Genomic DNA, 20,344 nt, shown 5'->3' on the forward strand with positions numbered 1-20,344 from the left:
ACATGCACATATAATCAACCAAGCCTAGAAAGCACGAAAGACGTCGCCATTTGGCAACGTCTCCCATTTATTCCTATTAAACTCAAGATCCTCCGGGTTCTGAGCTCATATATTGTACATATTCGTTATTTGTTTGCTTACTAACAGCTTGGTCTTTCTCCAATACCCCTGTGTTTAATACTAGTGCGAACGCACCAACAACACTTAACAATAGTATACCAACTTTTCTCATACTCTCTCGACCTCTCCCTGCTTATTTTTTAACAATTGAATTGTACGTCGTACCGCTTTAGCATAATGGTAGTTTGCAACCCGCTCAAAGCGTATAAGAGCCTTTTCCAAGCCCTCTAAATCTTCATTTACCCTAGCAATGTAGTAATCAGTAAACGGTGAACTACCACGTTCTTTAACTAAATTATATATCATTTCTAACCCTTTTTCCTTATCTTCATACAATCCTATATAGTAACCTAATTCTGAAGTATCAATGTAATCGAAATTAATTTTGTCTAAATTAAAACCAAATTCGATATATAAGTAATTTAGCGTAGTATTAAAAGCTTTATACTTTCTGCTTTCGCGAGATACTCCATGTTTATCTAGGTAGGCGATACTATCCGAAATCCACTTCTCAGCAAGGAATTTGTCATCAAACATATAACTTTCGCCAATGCAACACATACTAGTCGTATAAATTAGTGGGACATTGTTAGCCTCTTTTAGTAACTTTTCACATTTTTGACGACATAATTCTAAATTATCATCAAACAAATTAACATATGCCATCCTTTCATCGAAAAACATTGTTAACCAATTGTTTATAAAGTTATCATGAACCTCAATTAGATTTTTTTCCACCTTATCCATATACGGATTCATCGCTCTTATATTGAAGGTGTCATGCATAGACAAAGCGTATAATATATTGATTACTACTTGGAGTTCTGCATCACTTGAGAATAACTGTTCATCCATCTCTTCAATTAATGGTTGTCCTTTTTTTATGTTTTGATTACGTTTATTGAATAACTCATACACTCGAATATATTTATTTAATAAACGATCTCCTTGATGGATTTTCACCAAATCTGCTATTACATCATACTCACCAGTACCTTGACAATAAACCAAAGATTTACGAACATTAAGATCATTTTGAGAAAGTTTAATAAATTTCCGTATCACTTCTTGCCGTTCTTCTAAATTTTCATAGACAACATCCATAATTTTCATAAATGCGTCTAATTTCATTTCAGCTGTTTTACCAGTTACAATTCCGTCAGTAATAACAGAACGATCCACACCGACTTTCTTTGCCAATGGACGAACCTTAAATCCTTTATCATCCATATCTTGCTTTATCTTCTTCATTAGTTCTTTCATCAAATTGTGCTTAAATTCTTTTTGTAGATGTTTTTTAGAATTTTTTCTCGTCTTTTCTTTTAACTCCTTCACAAACTTACTTCCCCCTTCTCCGAACATAAATTTTCCATCCTAACAATTTTTTCAATAAGGAACATTGCGTAAATGTGATATACTAAGATGGACTCATACGAGGCAAGTGTTTCCTAAGGCTGAGTTAGGGAACGGTTCGAGAGGAGGTGTGAGAGTCCCTCTTGAACACGCTTCTATGGGTCTTTATTTATGTTCAATTATCTTATTTTATTAATCTAATAAACTTTTTAAAACTGCTAATCATCTTCCATAATTGGATATACGCACCCAATATAACACAATTTCTCTTAAAATAATTATCTTTTTTGATTTTTTCAACAATTGTTTCTTTAAAGTGACAATTATTTCCCATTCTCCTATTGTTTTGCTATTATATTTTAATTTTAAGGGTGAAAAACCAGCCATTATGAAAAATTAAAACCCATCCAATCATTGATTTCTGTCTATTCCCCAAAAATCCCCTTCTATTTTTTATCAACATTAACGGATAGCACTATATGATAATATAAAAGTATCCTTTCTGTTTTAATCAATATGATGGTTTAATAATAATTGAGTTCCCTTACTCTTCTGTTATTAAAAGTAAGATGGTTTAATTTCGTAGACATCCTTATTTGGATGTCTTTTTTTGTGTTTTATAGAAACTGCAATAATGCAATTTTGCATAATCACAAAAAAATACACCATGTACATAATAAAAGTAGTACAATAAAAAATGTGGATACATTCTATAAAGCAGATTCTCTTATTATTAAGAGCGTAATATGTCAATTGCACTAGTGACATAGCGTTTATCTAAATATTTACCTCGCTTCTTTTTTATTGTGTGTGCTAACAATCTGGATTTAAAGATGATTCTGTTTTATAGGGTGTGTTTACATCCCAATAAAAGAGGTACACCTCTATTTATTTAAAGAAATATTAAGCTGAAAGAAACGGCCCTTTCATATTGATTGTGCCTTTTCTTTTTTTATACACGCTGATATACTATCCATACAAGGACCTTTAGCTCAGTTGGTCAGAGCAGACGGCTCATAACCGTCCGGTCATAGGTTCAAATCCTATAAGGTCCATTTGGTTTTTAAACGTCATATGTTATAATCGAATTTCCATCACAAAACGTCTTAGTTGCTTCAAACTTCTAAGACTAGAATCCGTTGCATATTGTAGCGGATTCTTTTTATTGGACTGACTCCTTTTATTAACAAATGGCATAACATAAAATTAGCCGTTTACCAATTGTTATTTCTTCAAACTTAAATCCATTATTAAGATGTTCTCATTGGGACATCTTTTCTTTTGGTAACAAACAAGCTATAATCTATTCAATAAATTGAATTATCACTCTTTATATAAAGGAGGAACCCCTATGGTGATCTATAAGGATGACAAACGAGGTACATATTTCTTCGTAGTAAGAGTCCGTCAGTTTGATGGGACAACCAAGCAAGTAAAACGTCGTGGGTTTAAAACAAAAAAAGAAGCACGTGAAGCAGAAGCTAAAATGTTAGTTGAAAAAGAATCAAACTCCAATCTAACTTTTGAGCACGTTGCAGATAGTTATTTTAATTGGTATACGCAAAGGAGGAAACAATCTTCAATAAATACCATAAAAAATGCCATCTACAATCATTTAATGAAAGAATTTGGAAAAATGAAAATTGACTGTATCACACCTAGACATGTAATGGACTATCAAAACAAAATGATCAATGAATACTCTGCGGAATATTTAAAAAAATTCCACACTACACTCTCAGCAATATTTAATTTTGGAATAAAATTTCATGGTTTAACAACCAACCCAGCAAGAATTGCTGGGAATTTTCAAAAAGAATCAAAGAAAAGAATTAACTTTTGGGAATTCGAAGAATTTAAACAGTTTATCAGTGTGGTAGATGAGCCCATGTATAAAGCATTCTTTTCAACTCTTTATTATAGTGGAGCAAGAAAAGGCGAACTACTAGCTTTAACTTGGGAAGATATAAATTTCGAAGAAAAGACCATTAACATTCACAAAACTAAATACAATCGTCAAGTTACAGAACCAAAAACTAAAGCTTCTAATCGAATTATTATGTTACCTAACTTTGTAATGAATTTATTAAGAGGTATAAAAAAAGATGCTGCACTAACAGCACCAGTTAAAAATGATTATGTTGTTTTTGGTGAATTCTATGATAGTCTCGCCACAACTTCATTACATAAAAAATTCAACAACTATCTAAAGATTGCTATGGTTAAAGAGATTGTAATGCATGAGTTTAGACATTCTCATGCTTCTTATCTAATAAATAAAGGTGTTAGCCCGCTGGTTGTAGCCCAGCGATTAGGGCATTCTGATGTAGCAACAACTTTAAATACTTATAGCCATTTGTATCCTTCGAAGCAAGCAGAAGTAGTTGCGTTTATGGAAAAAGATTTGCTATAATTGTTACCAAACCGTTACCGATTAACTATAAACCGTTGATATTATAACTTTAGAAAAGACCCTGTTCGTCAATTCCTTTTTTCTTTCTTATTTTGCACCTAATTTTTCTTTCACTTTCGCAGGAAGCTCATCTTTCTTAACTTCTTCCCAAGCCGAAACACCTTTTTTATCTGAGTGGTATACGCGTAGGAATGCATCTTTACGTAAGTTTTTTTGAGCTGTGAATTCTAATTCTTTCTCTTTACCGTCTTTATCGAATCCTTTTAATTTATACTCAAAATATTTGTATGGCTCTCCGCTATCAGACTTCTCATTTTTTTCAATTCCATCAGCTGTGATTTGAACATAGTACTGATCTTTCCCCATACGGTTAATATCACAACCAACTAAAAGGCTTGCGAATACAACTAAAATACTAAACAGTGCAATATATCTTTTCATTTCCTTCACCTCATATGTTTTTTCTTATATTGTTATCTTAAAGCCCAAAGCTTAAAGAAGAAATTCAAAAACATGACATGAACATTACACTTTTGTAAGATAATAATTATTGCTTCACTTTAGAAACCGTCATGCCGTCACCAATTGGCATGAGTACAGATTCTAAATTTAGATGAGTTGCTACTACTTCATTATAAAAAGCCTTAAGGGAAATGAATGAATCATCTCCCTTAAGGCTTTTTATCCTCTATCTCTTTACTGCCAATTTTTTATGTACCTATTACCGCCAATAACGTCTTTCACGCCACTTTCGCCACTTATCACGTAATTTCCTTATACCGTTTATTACACCTTCTATTATGCATTCTATTATAATATCTATCACAAGGTATCTTATACATCTAAAAATAGGACCTATAACGTACTTCAATATAAATTCAAAAATATTTTCCAGCATATATCCCCTCTTTCTACCCTTCAATTATAACTGGAAAAAAGAAAACTTAAAGCTCAAATAACTGATAAAGAAATTAGAAGTCAATAGATGAAAAAGGATTTCTAAATGATGAAGTGAATATATATTTATTGTTCTCTAACTTTTGAACGAAAGTTTTTTTACATAAGTTTCATTCTGTCCTAATTTAAAGGTTTTGAGGGGAGAAATAATATGAATCCTATTTTATTAGATGTTCCGTTACAAATAGAAACAGATAGACTCATTCTTCGAGCGCCACTTCAAGCAGGTGAAGGGAATGTAGTACATAAAGCTATTAAAGATTCAATTCATGAATTAAAGCAATGGTTGTCTTTATTCCAGTCCATTCCTACTGTTGAAGAAACGGAAATTCTTCTGAGAAATGCCCATATAAATTTTTTGAACAGAGAAAGCTTTCGCTACCTTATCTACCATAAGAAGACGAATAATTTTATTGGAACAGCTAGCCTTCACCGAATTAATTGGAATGTTTCTAAATGTGAAATTGGATACTGGGTTAACACGCAATTTAGTGGCAGTGGATACATAACAGAAACAGTACGTGCGTTAACAAACCTTGGATTTCAGTTATTCAAATTTAGAAGGATTGAAATACGATGTGAATCTAATAACACGAAAAGTCGTGCGATTCCTGAAAAACTAGGCTTTGAACTTGAAGGGGTATTACGTAATGAAGATGTTTCAGCTGACGGCAAACAACTAACTGATACTTGCATCTATGCAAAGATAAATTAGTTTAAGATTTTAAAATTTGTTATACAAATATCTTAAGGCTCGTTTCTAAATTTAGAAGGCGGCTTTTTGATTTTTTACTGTAAAAGAAAAGACCTCCTTAACGATTGCACTCCATCGCTAAAAAGGTCTTTCTCTATTTCAACTAAAAACTTAGCACTCTTCTGGCTTACCAGCATTCGTCGCTGTACGGAAAGATGATCCACATCCGCATGATGCGATTGCGTTTGGATTATCAATTGTGAATCCGCCGCCAAGCATAGATTGTTTATAATCAATTTTTACTCCTTTAACAATCGGAGCACTTTCTTTATCGATAACAAATTCGACACCGAAAAACTCAAGAACTGTGTCGTCTTCTTTTGGTTCTACTTCAAATCCTAAGCCGTAAGAAAGACCACTACATCCGCCGCCGTGTACAGCAAGGCGCACGTACTTCTCTCCATCTTCAGCATCTTTTAACATATCTTTAATTTGAAAAGCTGCTTGTTCTGTTACTTCAATCATGAAATACACCATCCTTTCTGTTCTCGTTCTATTATACATCTTTACGCTTCTATCTTGTACTCATACACTCCGTGGCAAATTACTTCTGCTGGTCCTTTCATTAACACGTTGCCTTCTTCTGCCCATGCAATCATTAAATCGCCACCAGCTAAATGAACTGTAATTTCCTTACCACGTTCCATTTTTCCATTTAAAATAGAGGCTACAACTGCAGCGCACGCCCCTGTTCCGCAAGCTTGTGTTACACCAGATCCACGTTCCCAAACGCGGAAGTTCATCTCTTCCTCATTCAAAATCTCAATGAATTCAACATTTACTCGTTCTGGGAACATTTCATGTGTCTCAAGAACTGGTCCAAGTGTTGTAAGAGGTGCTTGTTCTACATCATCCACAAAAATAACTGCATGCGGATTTCCCATTGAAACAGCTGTAAATGCATAACGATGGTTATTGTATAAGAAGTTTTCACGAATAAATGGTGTTTCACCTTCGCCAAGCATCGGTATTTCTGCACGCGTTAAACGCGGTGCTCCCATATCAATTTTCGCTAACGTAACTTTCCCTTCTTCTACCGTTACTTCAGCCGTTACAATGCCAGCTAACGTTTCAATTGTGAAAACTGTATCTTCTACTAGTTTATGCTCATACGCATATTTCGCTACGCAGCGTAGACCGTTACCACAGCTCTTTCCTTCTGATCCATCATTATTAAACATGCGCATTTTCACCGGCGCTACGTCAGACGGACAAATTAAAATCATTCCATCTGCTCCAATACCAGTATTAATATTTGAAACCTTTTCCGCCACAAGAGCTAAATCTTCTTCAGGAATTTGTTCTTCAAACATATTTACATATATATAACTATTGCCAAGACCATGCATTTTTGTAAAAGAAAATTGGCTCATTTGTATTCACTCCAAAAATAATTTGTTATTTCAAGTATAAAATGCACGCTTTTAGAACACAATATGAATGTCCCCCGTTTCTCATATTTGACAACATTTGGCGATGAGCCATTCTTGCGCAAATTGTGTAAGAAAAAAGCCCTTCTAAAAAGGGCCTTTTTTATTTATATACAATATTATCCTCCCCTGCGAAATAAAATTTTATCTAATAGAAAAAGAAAAAGGTGCTGCCGATTGCAACACCTTAAAACATTGGATTTTCATCCAAATACTCATATACATTATTAACAAGTTCTTCTACTGTAGCCCCTTGTACCACTTCACCATTTACAAGTGCAAACGGTCCTTCAAAACAAATACCACAATATCCTAAACAACCATACTCCATTACATCTAAATTCGGATCTTTTTCTAATTTCTCTAAAGCGGCTTGTGAACCACTCGCAAGGTTACCTACACAAAATTCAATTAATGGTTTAATCAAAATTCTCCCCCCCTGTACTACAAAACAAATTACTTTCTGACTTCATCTATAAGAAAAAAACTAAGCTGTTTCTTGTTGTTTTCATTACACCTTCTAAACTATTTAGTTACTTCATTATTTCACTTCAAAATAGATGATTCCTTCTATATAACATGCTATTTACGATGAAATGGTAACTAAATAATGCAGATCGTTTACTCTACTTTTCTTCTTATTGTACAACAGAGTATTCATTCATGCATTGTTATTTGTTCACAAATTCGATATAATTTGATTGAGTAAAGTCAAAATATTTTATTAATATAAAATTTTATGATTAGGGGATATTTCAACAGAAAAGGGGTAATCCATCATGAAACACCTCGTAATATTAGGTGGCGGCTACGGTGGAATGAGAATTCTGCAACGGCTACTTCCAAGCAACCAACTTCCGGATGATGTACAAGTGACATTAATCGACAAAGTACCATATCATTGCTTCAAAACTGAATATTATGCATTAGTTGCGGGTACTATTTCAGAAACGCATATTCGTATACCGTTTCCTGAACACCCACGCCTCAATATTCAATACGGCACAGTAACAAATATTGATCTCAAAGAAAAAGCTGTTCATCTCGATGGCGGCGAAGCAATTCAATATGATGATTTAATTATTGGACTTGGCTGTGAGGATAAATATCATAACGTTCCTGGGGCGAAGGAATATACACATAGCCTACAATCGATTGAACAAACACGTAAGACATATGAACAATTAAATAGTCTAGAACCAAATGCAACAGTAGCAGTCGTTGGTGCTGGATTAAGTGGCGTTGAAGTTGCAAGTGAACTTCGCGAAAGTCGTTCTGATTTAAAAATCTACTTATTTGATCGAAAAGATAGAATTCTATTCCCATATCCAGAGAAATTAAGTAGATATGTAGAAGAATGGTTCGTAAAACATAAAGTTACTATTATACGAAACTCTAACATTACAAAAGTAGAGCCAAATATTGTGTACAACCACGATGAACCACTTGAATGTGATGCAATTGTCTGGACAGCTGGTATTCAAGCAAATGAAGTTGTTCGAAACCTTCCAGTTGAACAAGATGGTAGCGGACGGGTTGTTTTAACAAAATATCACAATATTCCAAATAACGAGCACGTATATGTTGTAGGAGATTGTGCAGCACTTCCACACGCACCATCTGCACAACTTGCTGAAGGTCAAGGGGAACAAATTGTCCAAATATTATTAAAACGTTGGAATAATGAACCACTTCCTGACGAACTACCTGTCATTAAATTAAAAGGTGTTCTCGGCTCTCTTGGTAAGAAGCACGGCTTTGGTTTGCTAGCAAACCAACCATTAATGGGACGTGTACCAAGGTTACTAAAATCCGGTATCCTCTGGATGTACAAATATCATAACGGTTAATACTTTACAGGCTGTCTCCTAATTAGGCAGCCTCTTATTCGTTAAAATATAATTATCAGACACATCTTTCTCAATATGAATCATGATTTATTTTTCATTTTTATATTAAAAACTACCAATAAACAGTGTATGCTATTGATAAGTTGTTTTATTTCCTTTAAGGCCGAATTCATTCGGTCTTATTTTTTGTGTTGTAAATACTTTTACAGGAGGCATTTCATTTCACTTATGAACGTAACGAAACTAAATGATCGAATAGAAGCGAAGAAGAAAGAATTGATCTATCTCGTTGAAAAGTACGGATTCACTCATCATAAAGTAATTTCTTTCAGCCAAGAATTAGATCGTTTACTTAACTTATTAATAGAAATCAAGACGAAGAAAAAACGTTGCTCTTTATAACCGTTACCTTCTCTTTTTTGATACGATAGAACTAGAATCAGAAAGGAGCCATCTATGTTTATATTAAAAGACGTTACATATAAAGATATACTGCACATTCCTTATTTACAGATTCAAAAAGAAAAAATCACATGTATTATCGGCGAGAGTGGGAGCGGAAAAAGCACATTGCTCCGTATGTTAAATGATCTACAATCTCCAACATCTGGAACAATTGAATATAACGGAAAGCTAATTTCTGATTATCCCCCTATTCAATTACGACGTGACGTAGTCATGCTTGGGCAAACGCCACCTATTTTCGATGGAACCATTAAAGACAATCTATTAATGGGACTTCGTCTTTCTGAAAAGCCATTTCCAAATGATGCTGCCTTGCGAAGTGCATTAACGACTGTTAGCTTGGAAAAAAATTTAGAAGACAACGCTGATTCATTATCAGGTGGCGAAAAACAACGACTTGCTTTTGCACGTATCGTACTTATGGATCCACCTGTTTATTTATTAGATGAACCAACTTCGGCGTTAGATAGCGATACAGAACGACGCGTTATGAAGCAATTCACTATGCTAGCAAAAGAAAAGAAAAAAACAGTCATCTTCATCACACACTCACAACAGCTTCCAGAAGAAATTGCAGACGATATTATTGAGATTAGTAAAGCAAACGGTGCAACTAGAAAGGAAGTGCTCTCAGTTGAAGGGCGTGATTGAACTCCAAATTTGGCAACTTGCCGCTGCATATATTTTCATTCTTATTTTAATTGGGCTTGTGAAGTTAAAAGGAATACCTCGCGAAAAACAAATCGCGCTCGCAACGTTCCGTATGACGATTCAGCTCGTACTCGTTGCATATGTCCTTACATACGTATTTGAAAATAGTAATCCATTTTATACAATTGCTCTTATTACTTCTATTACTACCTTTGCAATTTTTAATATTTATAAACGAGTGAATATCCCAATGTCTAAAGAATTAAAACGAGTAGCCGCCCTTTCCATGGTAGCCGGATCAATTGGGCCACTTCTACTATTTATCTTTGTTATTATCGGACATGATCCGTGGTACGCCCCGCAATATATCGTTCCGATTACCGGAATGTTAGTTGGGAATGCAATGACAGGTGTTTCTCTCGGTGCAAATACGTTCTTAAACAATATGAAATCGCAAAGAGGTCAAATCGAGGGGGCACTTATGCTCGGCGCCACACCGAAAGAAGCCGCTGCTCCGCTCATACGCGACGCTTTTGACTCCGCTATTTTACCAACGATCAATTCTATGGTCGGAATGGGGATTATAAGCTTACCGGGCATGATGACTGGTCAAATCTTATCTGGTGTATCACCATTTACAGCTATTCAATATCAAATCGCAATTATACTCGGTATTTCAGGAAGTACCGCTTTTGCGGTTATTATCTTCTTGCAGCTTGGATATAAAACTTTCTTTAATAAGAGGTGTCAGTTGAAGGAGATTGACTATGGCGGACGGTAATCTAGCTTTTTGCTCGGTAAATGATGCACCTTTCTCGGTGAGTGAAATTATATCGACGATTTTTCGAATATATGTATCATAACTCAAAATATATCAACGATTTTTGAAATATATCGACGATTCGACAAGGAATATCGACTTACCGACAAAAAATGACATAATAAAAAGAGGAGGCCTATACGCCTCCTCTTTTTATTTACTTACGCCTTCTTAACGAATTGTGATTTTAACTTCATAGCTCCGAAACCGTCGATTTTGCAATCAATATCGTGATCGCCATCAACTAGACGGATACTCTTTACTTTCGTACCGATCTTCACAACTGAAGAAGTTCCTTTTACTTTTAAATCTTTAATGACAGTAACAGCATCGCCGTCTTGAAGAACGTTTCCGTTCGCATCTTTTACAACTTTTGCACCATCATTATTTTCAGCTTCTGCTTCTTGGCCCCACTCATGAGCACATTCTGGACATACGAAAAGAACGCCATCCTCATACGTATATTCTGAATTACATTTTGGACAATTTGGTAAAGTAGCCATAAATTCATTTCCTCCGTTCATTATTTATACGTAAAAATCAAAATTGATGTTTACATCTCGATAAATAAAATTTGTATAGCATTTCTATATAGTGCCATAGTCTCACGTTATTGACAACCCTACCTCAAATTCTCATTTTTTATTGTATTTTACAAAATTTCAATTCGTATGGTGTTTCCAAGTAAAAAAGAAGAACCTTCACAAGATTCTCCTTTTCAAAATGAATGAGTTCTAACTAGAATACCCAACCATTTTCCTCAATGTGAAATTGATACTCTTCTAGCTCATCTTCACTTAACTTCTTATTATTCTCATATACTTCGTGCCATTCAAAATAGTCTTCACTAAAATAAACAGCAAATTTAATTTTCACGTTTTTCTTCTCTGTATAATCATAACCAGTAAATTCTACTACATCATAATCTTGTTCTTTCTTCACAAACTTCCAAGTTGGATTATCCGTCATAATCTCTAAAGTCACACCTTCACTACTTGAACGAACGACATTTTTAATATTCGGCTCAGTTGGTAAAAGGGAAAATCCAAACATAGCTCCACCAAATACTATCATCACTATAACCTGTAAACCAACCATACCAGCAAAACTAGCGCCACCCTTTGATTGTAAGTAATACGCCTTCTCATGATCTGGCATATCTTCTCCCTTATGTAATACACGAACAGCATGCTTATAATATAAACGGTTTCCTTGCCATCCAGTAAATATCATCGTTCCTAACTGAAGAACTAAACTAGATGTTAAATAAATCCCATCTGGAATATCTATAAAAGGAGTTACAACGATACTAGGTACCGCCAATAACGTAAGTATAATAAACAACTTATACATTTTACGATAAGCTAACCAAAAAGGTGGGAAGAAAAAGGCTACCCAATTCCACGTATTTCCTTGCGCTGGATTTTCTACTTTGCCCCACTTAAAGTCATAATACGCCGTATTCTTTTGAACGACTGTATGTAACTGTTGCGGAGAAATTGTTTCTTGTAAAACAGTGTCCTTCACGTACATCATCCTTTTCTTCTTTCTACATACATGTATTTTATAGAAAGAAAAAGAAGGAATCTAACAAAAAGTACATATATTTCATAAAAATGAACAGAAATCGAATATATTCCTACAATTTACCGTTTATTATTCCATTTTACTTTTAAATATATTAGAATACTTATGAATGATACGTTTAATACACTAAGTTAATTATTTTATATATTCACTAAAAAGGATGCATCAAAATCATTTTATACATCTTTTTTAGTGAATATATACTACTATTTTAAAACAAACATCTCGATTTAAGAGAACTCACAAATTAGCTTTCTACTATTTCAAACATATTTCCACTTACGCAACTAATGAATAATGCATTATTAACTTCCTCAATTGATACAATAAAATCTATTGCTACAACATTTTTAGGCAGTTTAATTATATCTTTTACCTCGCCACATGCAGCATCAAGTATTATCAATTCTAAATTTGAAGTTGCAATATAAATTTCTCGATCTTTATATAACAGAACCTCTGTAATATCATGTAGAGTCGTATTGTTCCAAATCACTTTACCTGTTTGAATATGAATACCACAAATTCTTCCTTCTCCTAAGGACAATACCATCATCTCTCCGATAAGAAATGGAGGCAATTCAATTTCAAAAGGCATATTTACTTCATATAACTTTTGAGCGCTCTTATGGTCATAACATTGTATTTGTTTACTTACCTCTTCATAATCATACTCAGTTCTTGTTAATAATATTTTTGATCCCTGTGATGCAATGTAAGAGTACTGTACCTCATCAAAGGCTTTTTCAAAAATTAAGTTACAACCTTCTTTTCCATATTCCCACTTTTGTAATGAATCTATTGCTACACATATAAAATGTTCATTAGTTAAAGTAACTGGTTCATTTGGATTACAATCTTCCATCATTTGTTTCCATCGTGTAGAAGCATCTAATAATTGAATGGCAATTGCAACGTTACTATATGCATCAACTTCCGCATCTTCATCCAAAGGATTCCCTGCTAACACATAGTAATCTGAGCCAAAATGGCATTGCAACTTCTCTCCTCCAACTCGGACATTCTTTTCCCATACTTTCACTCCACTTTCAAGCTCTAATAAAACATTGTAGCCTTCCTGTGTCATAACTAATAAACGTGGTAATTCTTCCTTCGTAGTTTTTACAACTTGTATAATATGCCCTTCTATTTCTAAATTCCATAGAAACTCCCCAGAACTTGATGAAATAGCGTACAATTTCGCAATATTTTCTCCAAATCTATTCGCATGCCAAATAATTGTGACATCATTCACAGTTATGCAATTACAATCTTCTACTAGTGGAAGATGACACTTCCAAACCTCTTCTTTCGTTTCACTATCGAGTTTACGAATTTCGTGGCTGTTTTCCTCCACATAAAAGATACTCTTCTCATTATGAGATAGTACCGGAGTAAATATCGGTTCAACCTCTACCCCCTTTAAATAATTCCAGTTTAATTCATACTTACCACTTGTAGAATGATATGTTCGGTACATAATTGCGTTATTTCTATTTACAAGTTCAGAAAGAAATGGCTCAATTTCTAAAATTCTATGATACGCATCTTTTATTCGGAAAGAATCAACTCCACTTATGTAAATCTGCTCTATCTCCTTTTTAAGAAACGAAAAGATTACTCGTAAAAATTGCTCGCTATCAACACTAGCTAACTTTTTTCCTCTCTGATTAATAATGAGAAAGTTCCCATCCTTCTTCTTAAACTCTACCTTTTTTTCATATCTATCTAAAAAAATCACAGCACCATCATCTTTAAAACATTCACCCCATGCGTCAAACAACTGACAAATCGGGTCGATTATGTCTGTTTTTTCTTGCAACACAATTCTATCATCTATACTAATTACTATTTCTCCGGCATTTTCTGTCGGCAGTTTATTTAGTTCGATTTGAAACTTTTTCATTATTTCCTCCCTCTATTGCTCGTTATTCAAACTAACTATAATATATGACATAAGATTCTTAAAACTATTATTTGAGGTGACCCAATATGAAGACTACAATTTGGACAGAAGATGATTATTTAAAACTAGCACCCATTAACGACGAACTAATCAAAAAAGCAGAAGAAGTACTGAACGTAAAGCTTCCGGAATCATACATAAACCTTCTAAAAGAACAAAATGGAGGAACACTGCGCCTTGATGCTCACCCTACTTCAGAGCCGAATTCTTGGGCAGACGATCACGTTAATGTTTCTGGCTTATATGGCATTTCTTTTGATGAAAATGAATCTAGTATTTTAGAGAGTCATTATTTAATTCAAGAATGGGAAATGCCTGAGAATCTCGTACTTTTATCTGGGGACGGACATACATGGATTGCATTAGACTATCGAAATGTAGCTGAAAATCCTCCAGTTATATTTATTGATAATGAAGTTGAGCAAATAATTGAATTAGCACCTAACTTTGAAAGTTTCTTACAAAACTTAACTACATATGAATATAACGAAGAGTAAACCTTATTCTAAAGCGGTACAAAATTCCATTGCAAATTTACATGCTGCTTTAAAACTGCTTGGATTTAAGAAAAAAAGACATACATTTTGCAAAGCTGAAAACGGATTTTATAAACTCATTAACATACAAAAAAGTCAATTTGGAGATGACTTCTATATACATATAGGAGTTCATCCTATCGGTCTCCCGCAGCTTATCACGGACCAATTACTAATTAAAGAAAACATCTCAATATTCGATTGCATTCTGCGAACGAGAATAGAGCCTATACATATGAAACAGAACCAGTTATTGCATAATGTTTCACATGAAACTATCGACATTCCGAATTATCTTTCTACTATTTTCGACTGGTTTCAAGTGTGGGCATCTTATGAGAATTTAGTAAAAATAAATATACATTCCGTTACTCCAGTACTAGCCGTCGTTCCAATATTACAGGAAAAAGCGTTTTTGCTTCTTACTTGTTTCTCTTTCTACAATTTAAAACAGTACGAGCAAGCTAATCACTACTTACAGCAATATTTGCAATGTGCTGTACATCTGAATACCGAGGAAAAAGAGCCCGTATTCTTTCACGAAGTTGACATGTATATGAAAAAACTAGTAGAAAACGCAATGTAACTTCACATTGTGCTTTCTGCTAGTGCTTTATCACACTTTTATATCCTTCTCCTACAACTCCCAAGTAATATTCATCTCTTTAAAAGATACTTTACTAACTTCTAACCCTTCACTATCATCCGTTCCAATCATTGCTACCTCATCTTTAGACAATATAATTTCCTCATTTTTACTTTGGATTTTTCTCTCATACACGATTTGTAAAAGCTCTATTTGTTCCTCTGTTAGCTCATACTCTTCTTCCAATCTTTCCATCGCTGATTCCTTATCAAGTAATGGCGTTTCTAATAAGAATCCGCCGTGCTCTTCCATCTCTTCAAATGAATCAATTGAATACGCACCGCTATCCTCAATCCAAAATGCAGTTGTAATAAAAGGAACTGTTTCACCTTCTACTTCTTCTAATACGTATTGAAGAGCTTCTTCTTTCGCAATATCTATCACTTCCGAAGGTGCTCCTTCAAAATAATTTGCCACATCAATCCACTCATCCATTCTCTCACTATTCACATCTTGAAGACATACGATCGTATAATCCGGATGAAACGTAATTGTCCCTCTTCCGCCTTGACTATCTTGCATACTATAGTTACATCCATCCCATGAACTTTCATGTAAAAAGTCCGGAGCATGCGCTACATTAATAGCATGAGCAATCGAATTTAAAACGCACCCTTTCCATAACTGTTCTCTATCTATATGTAATTTATATTTACTCATCGTCTTCCTCCACACACATATTTTTTCTATTATCTTTCCTCTACATAATACTTGTAAAGCCTTTCCCACCTACTACATAATACGAAAGACGCCCTTTCAAAAAGGCGTCTTTTTTACAGTTGAAAATTTACTAATAAATAAAATGAATTGTTTAATACATGAATTCCAATTGGAACGAGTAAATTGTTTGTTTTCTTATAGGTGTAGGCTAAACTTATGCCTATACCAAAAATATATAAAATACTCCCTACTGTAAGGGGATGCCCTAAAGTAAATATGAAAGCACTTATAACGGCACTACTAAGTGTAGAGAAGCGCTGAGATAATTTCATAAAAAACATACCTCGGAATACAAGCTCTTCCCAAATCGGCGCAAAAATCGTGAGTACAACTACATATAAAATGATTTCATTTTTAGTAGGCTCTATTACTATATTAGATTCCCCCACACGAAGCCCATGTGGTAAAACTAAATTTAATACTGCAAGATATATAAGCAGTACGATCATTGTCATTATTATTGTTACATAATGTTTTGAGTTATTGAATTGTATTGATTTTAGTAAATGCACACAGTAATTTCTTGCCGGTGCATACATTACAATAATCATACAAAACGTGAAGGGTGAAATGAGATGATTTACATACCACGGATATAATGAGGAGCCATATAAAAAGTTCAAATAACCAATTCCATACATGGTCCCAAAAATAATTACGATCATACCGATTACTTCTAGCATACTCATTTGTACATTCTTTTCTTCATATGTAACTAATTCCGTGTCCACTATATCCCCTCCAGTATAATTAAACCTTTTAAACCATTATATACCAAATTAAACATAAAAAAAGACAATACACTCAACTGTATTGTCCATTTTCTTCCCTACCATTTCTCTCTACATGTTTCAATCAAATGCAGTAAGTACCTCTTCGTCATATCTGCCCTTCTCCACCTTGAGAGCATTCGCTTTTCTTTTGGATTTTGCCGTATTCTCGCTACTTCTTTTAATAAAAGCTCCCACTCTTCCGCTGAATGTTCTAATAAGTATTGCAATCCTCTATCTTTTGAAACGATTGTTTTATAATTTAGTGTATATAAAATGCGCCCCATCGTAACGACCGCTGATTCTACCCATTCTTCTATAAAGAATAAATATGGCTGCTTCGCCTTCCCACTCCAGTACTGTTCTACGTTGTATTTCATCGTATTGACTACATCATCCCACCTTATTTGGAACGAAAGGTCTTCTGCTTCTTTCCCGTTCACTGTAATACCTTGATTTTTCAATGTCCACCATGTGACTGCATTAATATCCCAATGTCCTATATTCGCCTTACCATCTGCACAATACACGTACTCATTCATTTCATCATTGTATTTTCCTAAATCAGCAAGCGGAATATACATACCATCCATTCTTTTCCCTAACGTACTACCACTAAGTTTCTTATGAAGCTCTACAAGTTGCTGTTTTTCAGCTTCATTCACGGGATCACTTATTACCGTGACAAAATCAACATCGCTCGTTTCTGCATGAAATGCACCGAGTGCGATGGATCCGTAAATATACACCCCGACTATTTTTTCATCTAAAAAAATTTCTTTCAGTCCTACTATGTACTGCTCCATCAACTGCTCTACTTCTTTCGGTAACGCATGCTTTACTACATTCTCCACATCTATCCCTCCAATAAAAAAAGCCTTTGCAAATTCGCAAAGGCTTCCTGCTTTATAAATATTTCTCGATTTCTTCGTAAACATCCTTCAAACGAGGATTTCCTTCTCCAACAATTTCTCCATTTACAAGAACGACCGGATAAAATAAATCTTCCTCTACTACGCGCTCCGCGAATGCTTTTTTATCTTCATCTTCTTGTTCTTCTTGAAAATCAATATACTCGAAATTAAATTTATTTTCTTGTCCTTCATATTTACGACCAATCGCCGCTTGTAACCACTCAAACGTTTCTGTTGAAGATGGCATTCCAACGCAGCTCGCACAAATTACTTTCGTCCCATACACTTGCACATTAACCATTTCTTCTCCCCCACTTCTTGTTCTAACAGTATATTCAGATGCCTTAGCACATAAGCACATCATTTTACAAACTTATTCCATACCCCTATACTGAAAAAACACGTTGTAAACATGATAAAAAATTTCGGCAATAAAACAAGAACAGAAAAAATAGATTTTCCCCTCTATCTTGATTATAATAAAACTGATGAAAGGAGTCGATAAAAATGGAAAACCCACATATGCAAGAACAAGTACTAGAAGTATTAGATAAATTACGTCCATTCTTACTTCGCGATGGCGGAGACGTTGAATTAGTAGACATTGAAGAAGGTATCGTAAAATTACGCCTTATGGGTGCATGCGGAAGCTGCCCAAGTTCTACAATCACACTAAAAGCTGGTATCGAACGTGCATTACTTGAAGAAGTACCAGGCGTTATCGAAGTAGAACAAGTATTTTAATCTAAAAGCGGAAGCGGCTCGTTCAGAACAGGAGGTCATTGGAGCTCCTGACGAAGAGGCGCTTTTTGCCTCACAGGAAGGCGCGAAATGGCCGACTGTTCTAGCCACCGAACATTTTAGCCGCTAGAGCTAGATATTATCTAGCGGCTCGTTCAAAGCCACTTGCTAAAAGGAGACCAAATTTGGTCTCCTTTTTTTATACAAATCACATTTATCCGTTAACATCATAAAACAAAATTGGAAATCCTTCTCAAAAAATGCGATAATTGATACTATATAGTGAATCGTTCACACATATAAAGTAAAAAACATAGGGGGACGACACATGCCAAAAATGGGGAACACGTTTTTAACAATGCAAGAACTAGAAAAGAAAAAAGAGTATTTATTAGACCTTTCATCCGTTATACCGACATGGAATGCGAGCTATCAATTTTTATTTAAAGAAATCCAGCAAGAATTATTGAGTAAAGTAAATGAAAAAATCGAACAACATCAATTCATTTTAAATATATGTGCAGATCAACAGGTAGGGGCATAATGTATTACATACAATTGTGGTATATAAAAAAGAGACCTCAATCGGTCTCTTTTTTATATTTTTAAGACAGCCAATCTAATTTTCTAATCCCAAGCTTATCAACTGGTAAACGGAGTGAGCCATAAAAATGCTTCATAAATTGCTCAGAGCGGTTCACATCGTGTAGAATGGCTTCTAAGCGATCTCTATATATGCTTTTTTGTTCTTCGTTTCCTGTTTGGTAGTACCGTTCGACTGTTTCAAAATAGTGAAGTGGGAACAGCAGTCTTGCAAATAATAGGCGCCATCCAAATGAGGATAGCGAATAATTCCGTTCATAATCTGTAACAAATTGAATGATTGTTTGCTCCCAGTCTTTCTTTTTTTCAATCATCATATAGCGGATTAATTCTGCTATATCTCGAGTCGGGTGATCATACACCCAGTCAAAAGGAAGTTTGAGACGCTTCGTTTGATGCCATAATAAAGGTGTGAATCGTTCTTGGCAAATGGTTGCTGCATCCGTTAGTTGCGGTGTGTCATCCATTTCTGTATCAACAACATATTGAATGGCATTTTCCGCAACTCCTAAGTAATACGGGAAGGATTCAATAAACAATTGATCGAATACGTCTGTAGGGTGGTTCATCACTTGTGATTGCCAAAACTTTTCTAATTGATCGAGCCTTTTTTCCCATAATGCTTTCCATTCACCAATGCGGCTTAGTTGCTCAATTTCTTCTGGAAAGAATGCACCTCGTTTATGGAATATAGAAAGCTCACTTCCTAATGACATAGCATGTCGTTCTAACGCGCGCATACCTTTTAATAAGCAGTAATTTTGTTCTTCTATCTCACTTACATAGTAGCCGTGTATAGTCGGAACGAAAGTCGCTACAGTTATATCCCCTTGCTGGTTCATATAATCACTGAGCTTTTTCATCTCTACAAGTACTTCTTCCTCCATTTCTCCAATTGGAACAAGTACATAAATTTTGTTGCGAATCCAAAAGCTTTTATAGGGGCCAAGGGGGATTAATTCTTTAACATGCATATGATAATGCTCATAAATATGATGAATCATCGCAGTCGCCACCTATGGTTTTTCTTTATATATATGAGCTTGTG

The 20,344-nt window shown here is 34.6% G+C and carries 24 protein-coding genes, 1 tRNA gene and 2 pseudogenes; 11 read left to right on the forward strand and 16 right to left on the reverse strand.

The window, feature by feature from the left end:
- Positions 1 to 82: 82 nt before the first annotated feature.
- The 3 genes and pseudogenes from PSR14_RS26725 to PSR14_RS26735 all read right to left on the reverse strand — a co-directional run bounded on the left by PSR14_RS26725 (position 83) and on the right by PSR14_RS26735 (position 1,860).
- Positions 83 to 232 (reverse strand): hypothetical protein, encoded by a 150-nt coding sequence (locus PSR14_RS26725; protein WP_001233256.1) that lies wholly within the window; start codon positions 230 to 232, stop codon positions 83 to 85.
- Entirely contained in the window at positions 229 to 1,482 is a 1,254-nt protein-coding gene (locus PSR14_RS26730) for an AimR family lysis-lysogeny pheromone receptor (RefSeq protein WP_098487709.1), read from the reverse strand. Before PSR14_RS26730 ends, PSR14_RS26725 begins: the two co-directional genes overlap by 4 nt.
- 170 nt (positions 1,483 to 1,652) lie before the next feature.
- Positions 1,653 to 1,860, reverse strand: a pseudogene (locus PSR14_RS26735) (hypothetical protein).
- Positions 1,861 to 2,454: 594 nt separating this feature from the next.
- Between PSR14_RS26735 and PSR14_RS26740 the strand changes: the two are divergent.
- Both PSR14_RS26740 and PSR14_RS26745 read left to right on the forward strand, forming a co-directional pair.
- Positions 2,455 to 2,528: transfer RNA gene (locus PSR14_RS26740), tRNA-Ile, on the forward strand.
- A 296-nt stretch (positions 2,529 to 2,824) separates the two neighbouring features.
- Complete coding sequence (locus PSR14_RS26745; protein WP_000237488.1) at positions 2,825 to 3,886, forward strand: site-specific integrase; 1,062 nt, start codon at positions 2,825 to 2,827, stop codon at positions 3,884 to 3,886.
- An 87-nt stretch (positions 3,887 to 3,973) separates the two neighbouring features.
- On the opposite strand, the gene PSR14_RS26750 is transcribed toward PSR14_RS26745, so the two are convergent.
- Together PSR14_RS26750 and PSR14_RS26755 are read right to left on the reverse strand one after the other, a co-directional pair.
- Complete coding sequence (locus PSR14_RS26750; protein ID WP_000833137.1) at positions 3,974 to 4,327, reverse strand: YxeA family protein; 354 nt, start codon at positions 4,325 to 4,327, stop codon at positions 3,974 to 3,976.
- Positions 4,328 to 4,433: 106 nt separating this feature from the next.
- Positions 4,434 to 4,523 (reverse strand): annotated as a pseudogene (locus PSR14_RS26755) (methyltransferase); the annotation flags it as partial.
- A gap of 471 nt (positions 4,524 to 4,994) precedes the next feature.
- Between PSR14_RS26755 and PSR14_RS26760 the strand changes: the two are divergent.
- The gene (locus PSR14_RS26760; RefSeq protein WP_001068205.1) at positions 4,995 to 5,558 is read left to right on the forward strand and encodes a GNAT family N-acetyltransferase; all 564 of its coding nucleotides are present in this window, start codon (positions 4,995 to 4,997) and stop codon (positions 5,556 to 5,558) included.
- A gap of 150 nt (positions 5,559 to 5,708) precedes the next feature.
- Here PSR14_RS26760 and PSR14_RS26765 read toward each other — a convergent pair whose 3' ends face one another.
- The 3 genes from PSR14_RS26765 to PSR14_RS26775 all read right to left on the reverse strand — a co-directional run bounded on the left by PSR14_RS26765 (position 5,709) and on the right by PSR14_RS26775 (position 7,454).
- Complete coding sequence (locus PSR14_RS26765; RefSeq protein ID WP_000573822.1) at positions 5,709 to 6,062, reverse strand: iron-sulfur cluster assembly accessory protein; 354 nt, start codon at positions 6,060 to 6,062, stop codon at positions 5,709 to 5,711.
- A 41-nt stretch (positions 6,063 to 6,103) separates the two neighbouring features.
- Positions 6,104 to 6,970: a diaminopimelate epimerase gene (gene dapF / locus PSR14_RS26770; protein WP_000077383.1), complete on the reverse strand. Its 867-nt coding sequence runs from the start codon at positions 6,968 to 6,970 to the stop codon at positions 6,104 to 6,106.
- Positions 6,971 to 7,214: 244 nt separating this feature from the next.
- A complete protein-coding gene (locus tag PSR14_RS26775) occupies positions 7,215 to 7,454 on the reverse strand; it encodes a YuzB family protein (RefSeq protein WP_000595026.1) in 240 nt (79 codons plus the stop codon).
- Positions 7,455 to 7,806: 352 nt separating this feature from the next.
- Between PSR14_RS26775 and PSR14_RS26780 the strand changes: the two genes are divergently transcribed.
- The 4 genes from PSR14_RS26780 (at position 7,807) to PSR14_RS26795 (ending at position 10,774) form a co-directional block, all read left to right on the forward strand.
- On the forward strand, positions 7,807 to 8,877 hold the full coding sequence (locus PSR14_RS26780) for an NAD(P)/FAD-dependent oxidoreductase (protein WP_000682081.1): 1,071 nt from the start codon (positions 7,807 to 7,809) through the stop codon (positions 8,875 to 8,877).
- Positions 8,878 to 9,105: 228 nt separating this feature from the next.
- Positions 9,106 to 9,279, forward strand: coding sequence for an aspartyl-phosphate phosphatase Spo0E family protein (locus PSR14_RS26785; RefSeq protein WP_001103328.1), 174 nt, complete (start codon positions 9,106 to 9,108; stop codon positions 9,277 to 9,279).
- A 54-nt stretch (positions 9,280 to 9,333) separates the two neighbouring features.
- The gene (locus PSR14_RS26790) at positions 9,334 to 9,993 is read left to right on the forward strand and encodes an ATP-binding cassette domain-containing protein (protein WP_000470273.1); all 660 of its coding nucleotides are present in this window, start codon (positions 9,334 to 9,336) and stop codon (positions 9,991 to 9,993) included.
- On the forward strand, positions 9,977 to 10,774 hold the full coding sequence (locus tag PSR14_RS26795) for an ABC transporter permease (protein ID WP_000679255.1): 798 nt from the start codon (positions 9,977 to 9,979) through the stop codon (positions 10,772 to 10,774). The genes PSR14_RS26790 and PSR14_RS26795 overlap by 17 nt, the downstream gene beginning before the upstream one ends.
- 200 nt (positions 10,775 to 10,974) lie before the next feature.
- Here PSR14_RS26795 and phnA read toward each other — a convergent pair whose 3' ends face one another.
- The 3 genes from phnA to PSR14_RS26810 form a co-directional block, all read right to left on the reverse strand.
- On the reverse strand, positions 10,975 to 11,316 hold the full coding sequence (gene phnA, locus PSR14_RS26800) for an alkylphosphonate utilization operon protein PhnA (RefSeq protein WP_000212737.1): 342 nt from the start codon (positions 11,314 to 11,316) through the stop codon (positions 10,975 to 10,977).
- A 235-nt stretch (positions 11,317 to 11,551) separates the two neighbouring features.
- Positions 11,552 to 12,346, reverse strand: a complete 795-nt coding sequence (locus PSR14_RS26805) for a DUF2628 domain-containing protein (RefSeq protein WP_406644089.1) — start codon at positions 12,344 to 12,346, stop codon at positions 11,552 to 11,554.
- 301 nt (positions 12,347 to 12,647) lie between these two features.
- On the reverse strand, positions 12,648 to 14,306 hold the full coding sequence (locus PSR14_RS26810) for a PQQ-binding-like beta-propeller repeat protein (protein WP_000714462.1): 1,659 nt from the start codon (positions 14,304 to 14,306) through the stop codon (positions 12,648 to 12,650).
- Between the two features lie 86 nt (positions 14,307 to 14,392).
- On the opposite strand from PSR14_RS26810, the gene PSR14_RS26815 reads away from it, so the two are divergent.
- A complete protein-coding gene (locus PSR14_RS26815) occupies positions 14,393 to 14,863 on the forward strand; it encodes an SMI1/KNR4 family protein (RefSeq protein ID WP_002163484.1) in 471 nt (156 codons plus the stop codon).
- Positions 14,844 to 15,488, forward strand: a complete 645-nt coding sequence (locus tag PSR14_RS26820) for a DUF4304 domain-containing protein (protein WP_001027837.1) — start codon at positions 14,844 to 14,846, stop codon at positions 15,486 to 15,488. Before PSR14_RS26815 ends, PSR14_RS26820 begins: the two co-directional genes overlap by 20 nt.
- A gap of 51 nt (positions 15,489 to 15,539) precedes the next feature.
- On the opposite strand, the gene PSR14_RS26825 is transcribed toward PSR14_RS26820, so the two are convergent.
- The 4 genes from PSR14_RS26825 to PSR14_RS26840 all read right to left on the reverse strand — a co-directional run bounded on the left by PSR14_RS26825 (position 15,540) and on the right by PSR14_RS26840 (position 18,253).
- Positions 15,540 to 16,208, reverse strand: coding sequence for a hypothetical protein (locus PSR14_RS26825; protein ID WP_000049698.1), 669 nt, complete (start codon positions 16,206 to 16,208; stop codon positions 15,540 to 15,542).
- Between the two features lie 113 nt (positions 16,209 to 16,321).
- The gene (locus tag PSR14_RS26830) at positions 16,322 to 16,999 is read right to left on the reverse strand and encodes a CPBP family intramembrane glutamic endopeptidase (protein ID WP_000379265.1); all 678 of its coding nucleotides are present in this window, start codon (positions 16,997 to 16,999) and stop codon (positions 16,322 to 16,324) included.
- 98 nt (positions 17,000 to 17,097) lie between these two features.
- On the reverse strand, positions 17,098 to 17,892 hold the full coding sequence (locus PSR14_RS26835; protein WP_002170368.1) for a nucleotidyltransferase domain-containing protein: 795 nt from the start codon (positions 17,890 to 17,892) through the stop codon (positions 17,098 to 17,100).
- 52 nt (positions 17,893 to 17,944) lie between these two features.
- The gene (locus PSR14_RS26840) at positions 17,945 to 18,253 is read right to left on the reverse strand and encodes a YuzD family protein (protein ID WP_000248590.1); all 309 of its coding nucleotides are present in this window, start codon (positions 18,251 to 18,253) and stop codon (positions 17,945 to 17,947) included.
- A gap of 206 nt (positions 18,254 to 18,459) precedes the next feature.
- Here PSR14_RS26840 and PSR14_RS26845 point away from each other — a divergent pair, with 206 nt between their 5' ends.
- Both PSR14_RS26845 and PSR14_RS26850 read left to right on the forward strand, forming a co-directional pair.
- Positions 18,460 to 18,696 carry a NifU family protein gene (locus PSR14_RS26845; protein ID WP_000431159.1) on the forward strand — a complete coding sequence of 79 codons (237 nt, stop codon included), beginning with the start codon at positions 18,460 to 18,462 and terminating at the stop codon, positions 18,694 to 18,696.
- A 325-nt stretch (positions 18,697 to 19,021) separates the two neighbouring features.
- Entirely contained in the window at positions 19,022 to 19,237 is a 216-nt protein-coding gene (locus tag PSR14_RS26850) for a hypothetical protein (protein WP_001125501.1), read from the forward strand.
- A 61-nt stretch (positions 19,238 to 19,298) separates the two neighbouring features.
- Here PSR14_RS26850 and yutH read toward each other — a convergent pair whose 3' ends face one another.
- On the reverse strand, positions 19,299 to 20,300 hold the full coding sequence (gene yutH, locus PSR14_RS26855; protein WP_073541778.1) for a spore coat putative kinase YutH: 1,002 nt from the start codon (positions 20,298 to 20,300) through the stop codon (positions 19,299 to 19,301).
- Positions 20,301 to 20,344 lie beyond the last annotated feature (44 nt).

Source organism: Bacillus sp. A01H, assembly GCF_045277205.1.
GTDB lineage: Bacteria > Bacillota > Bacilli > Bacillales > Bacillaceae_G > Bacillus_A > Bacillus_A paranthracis.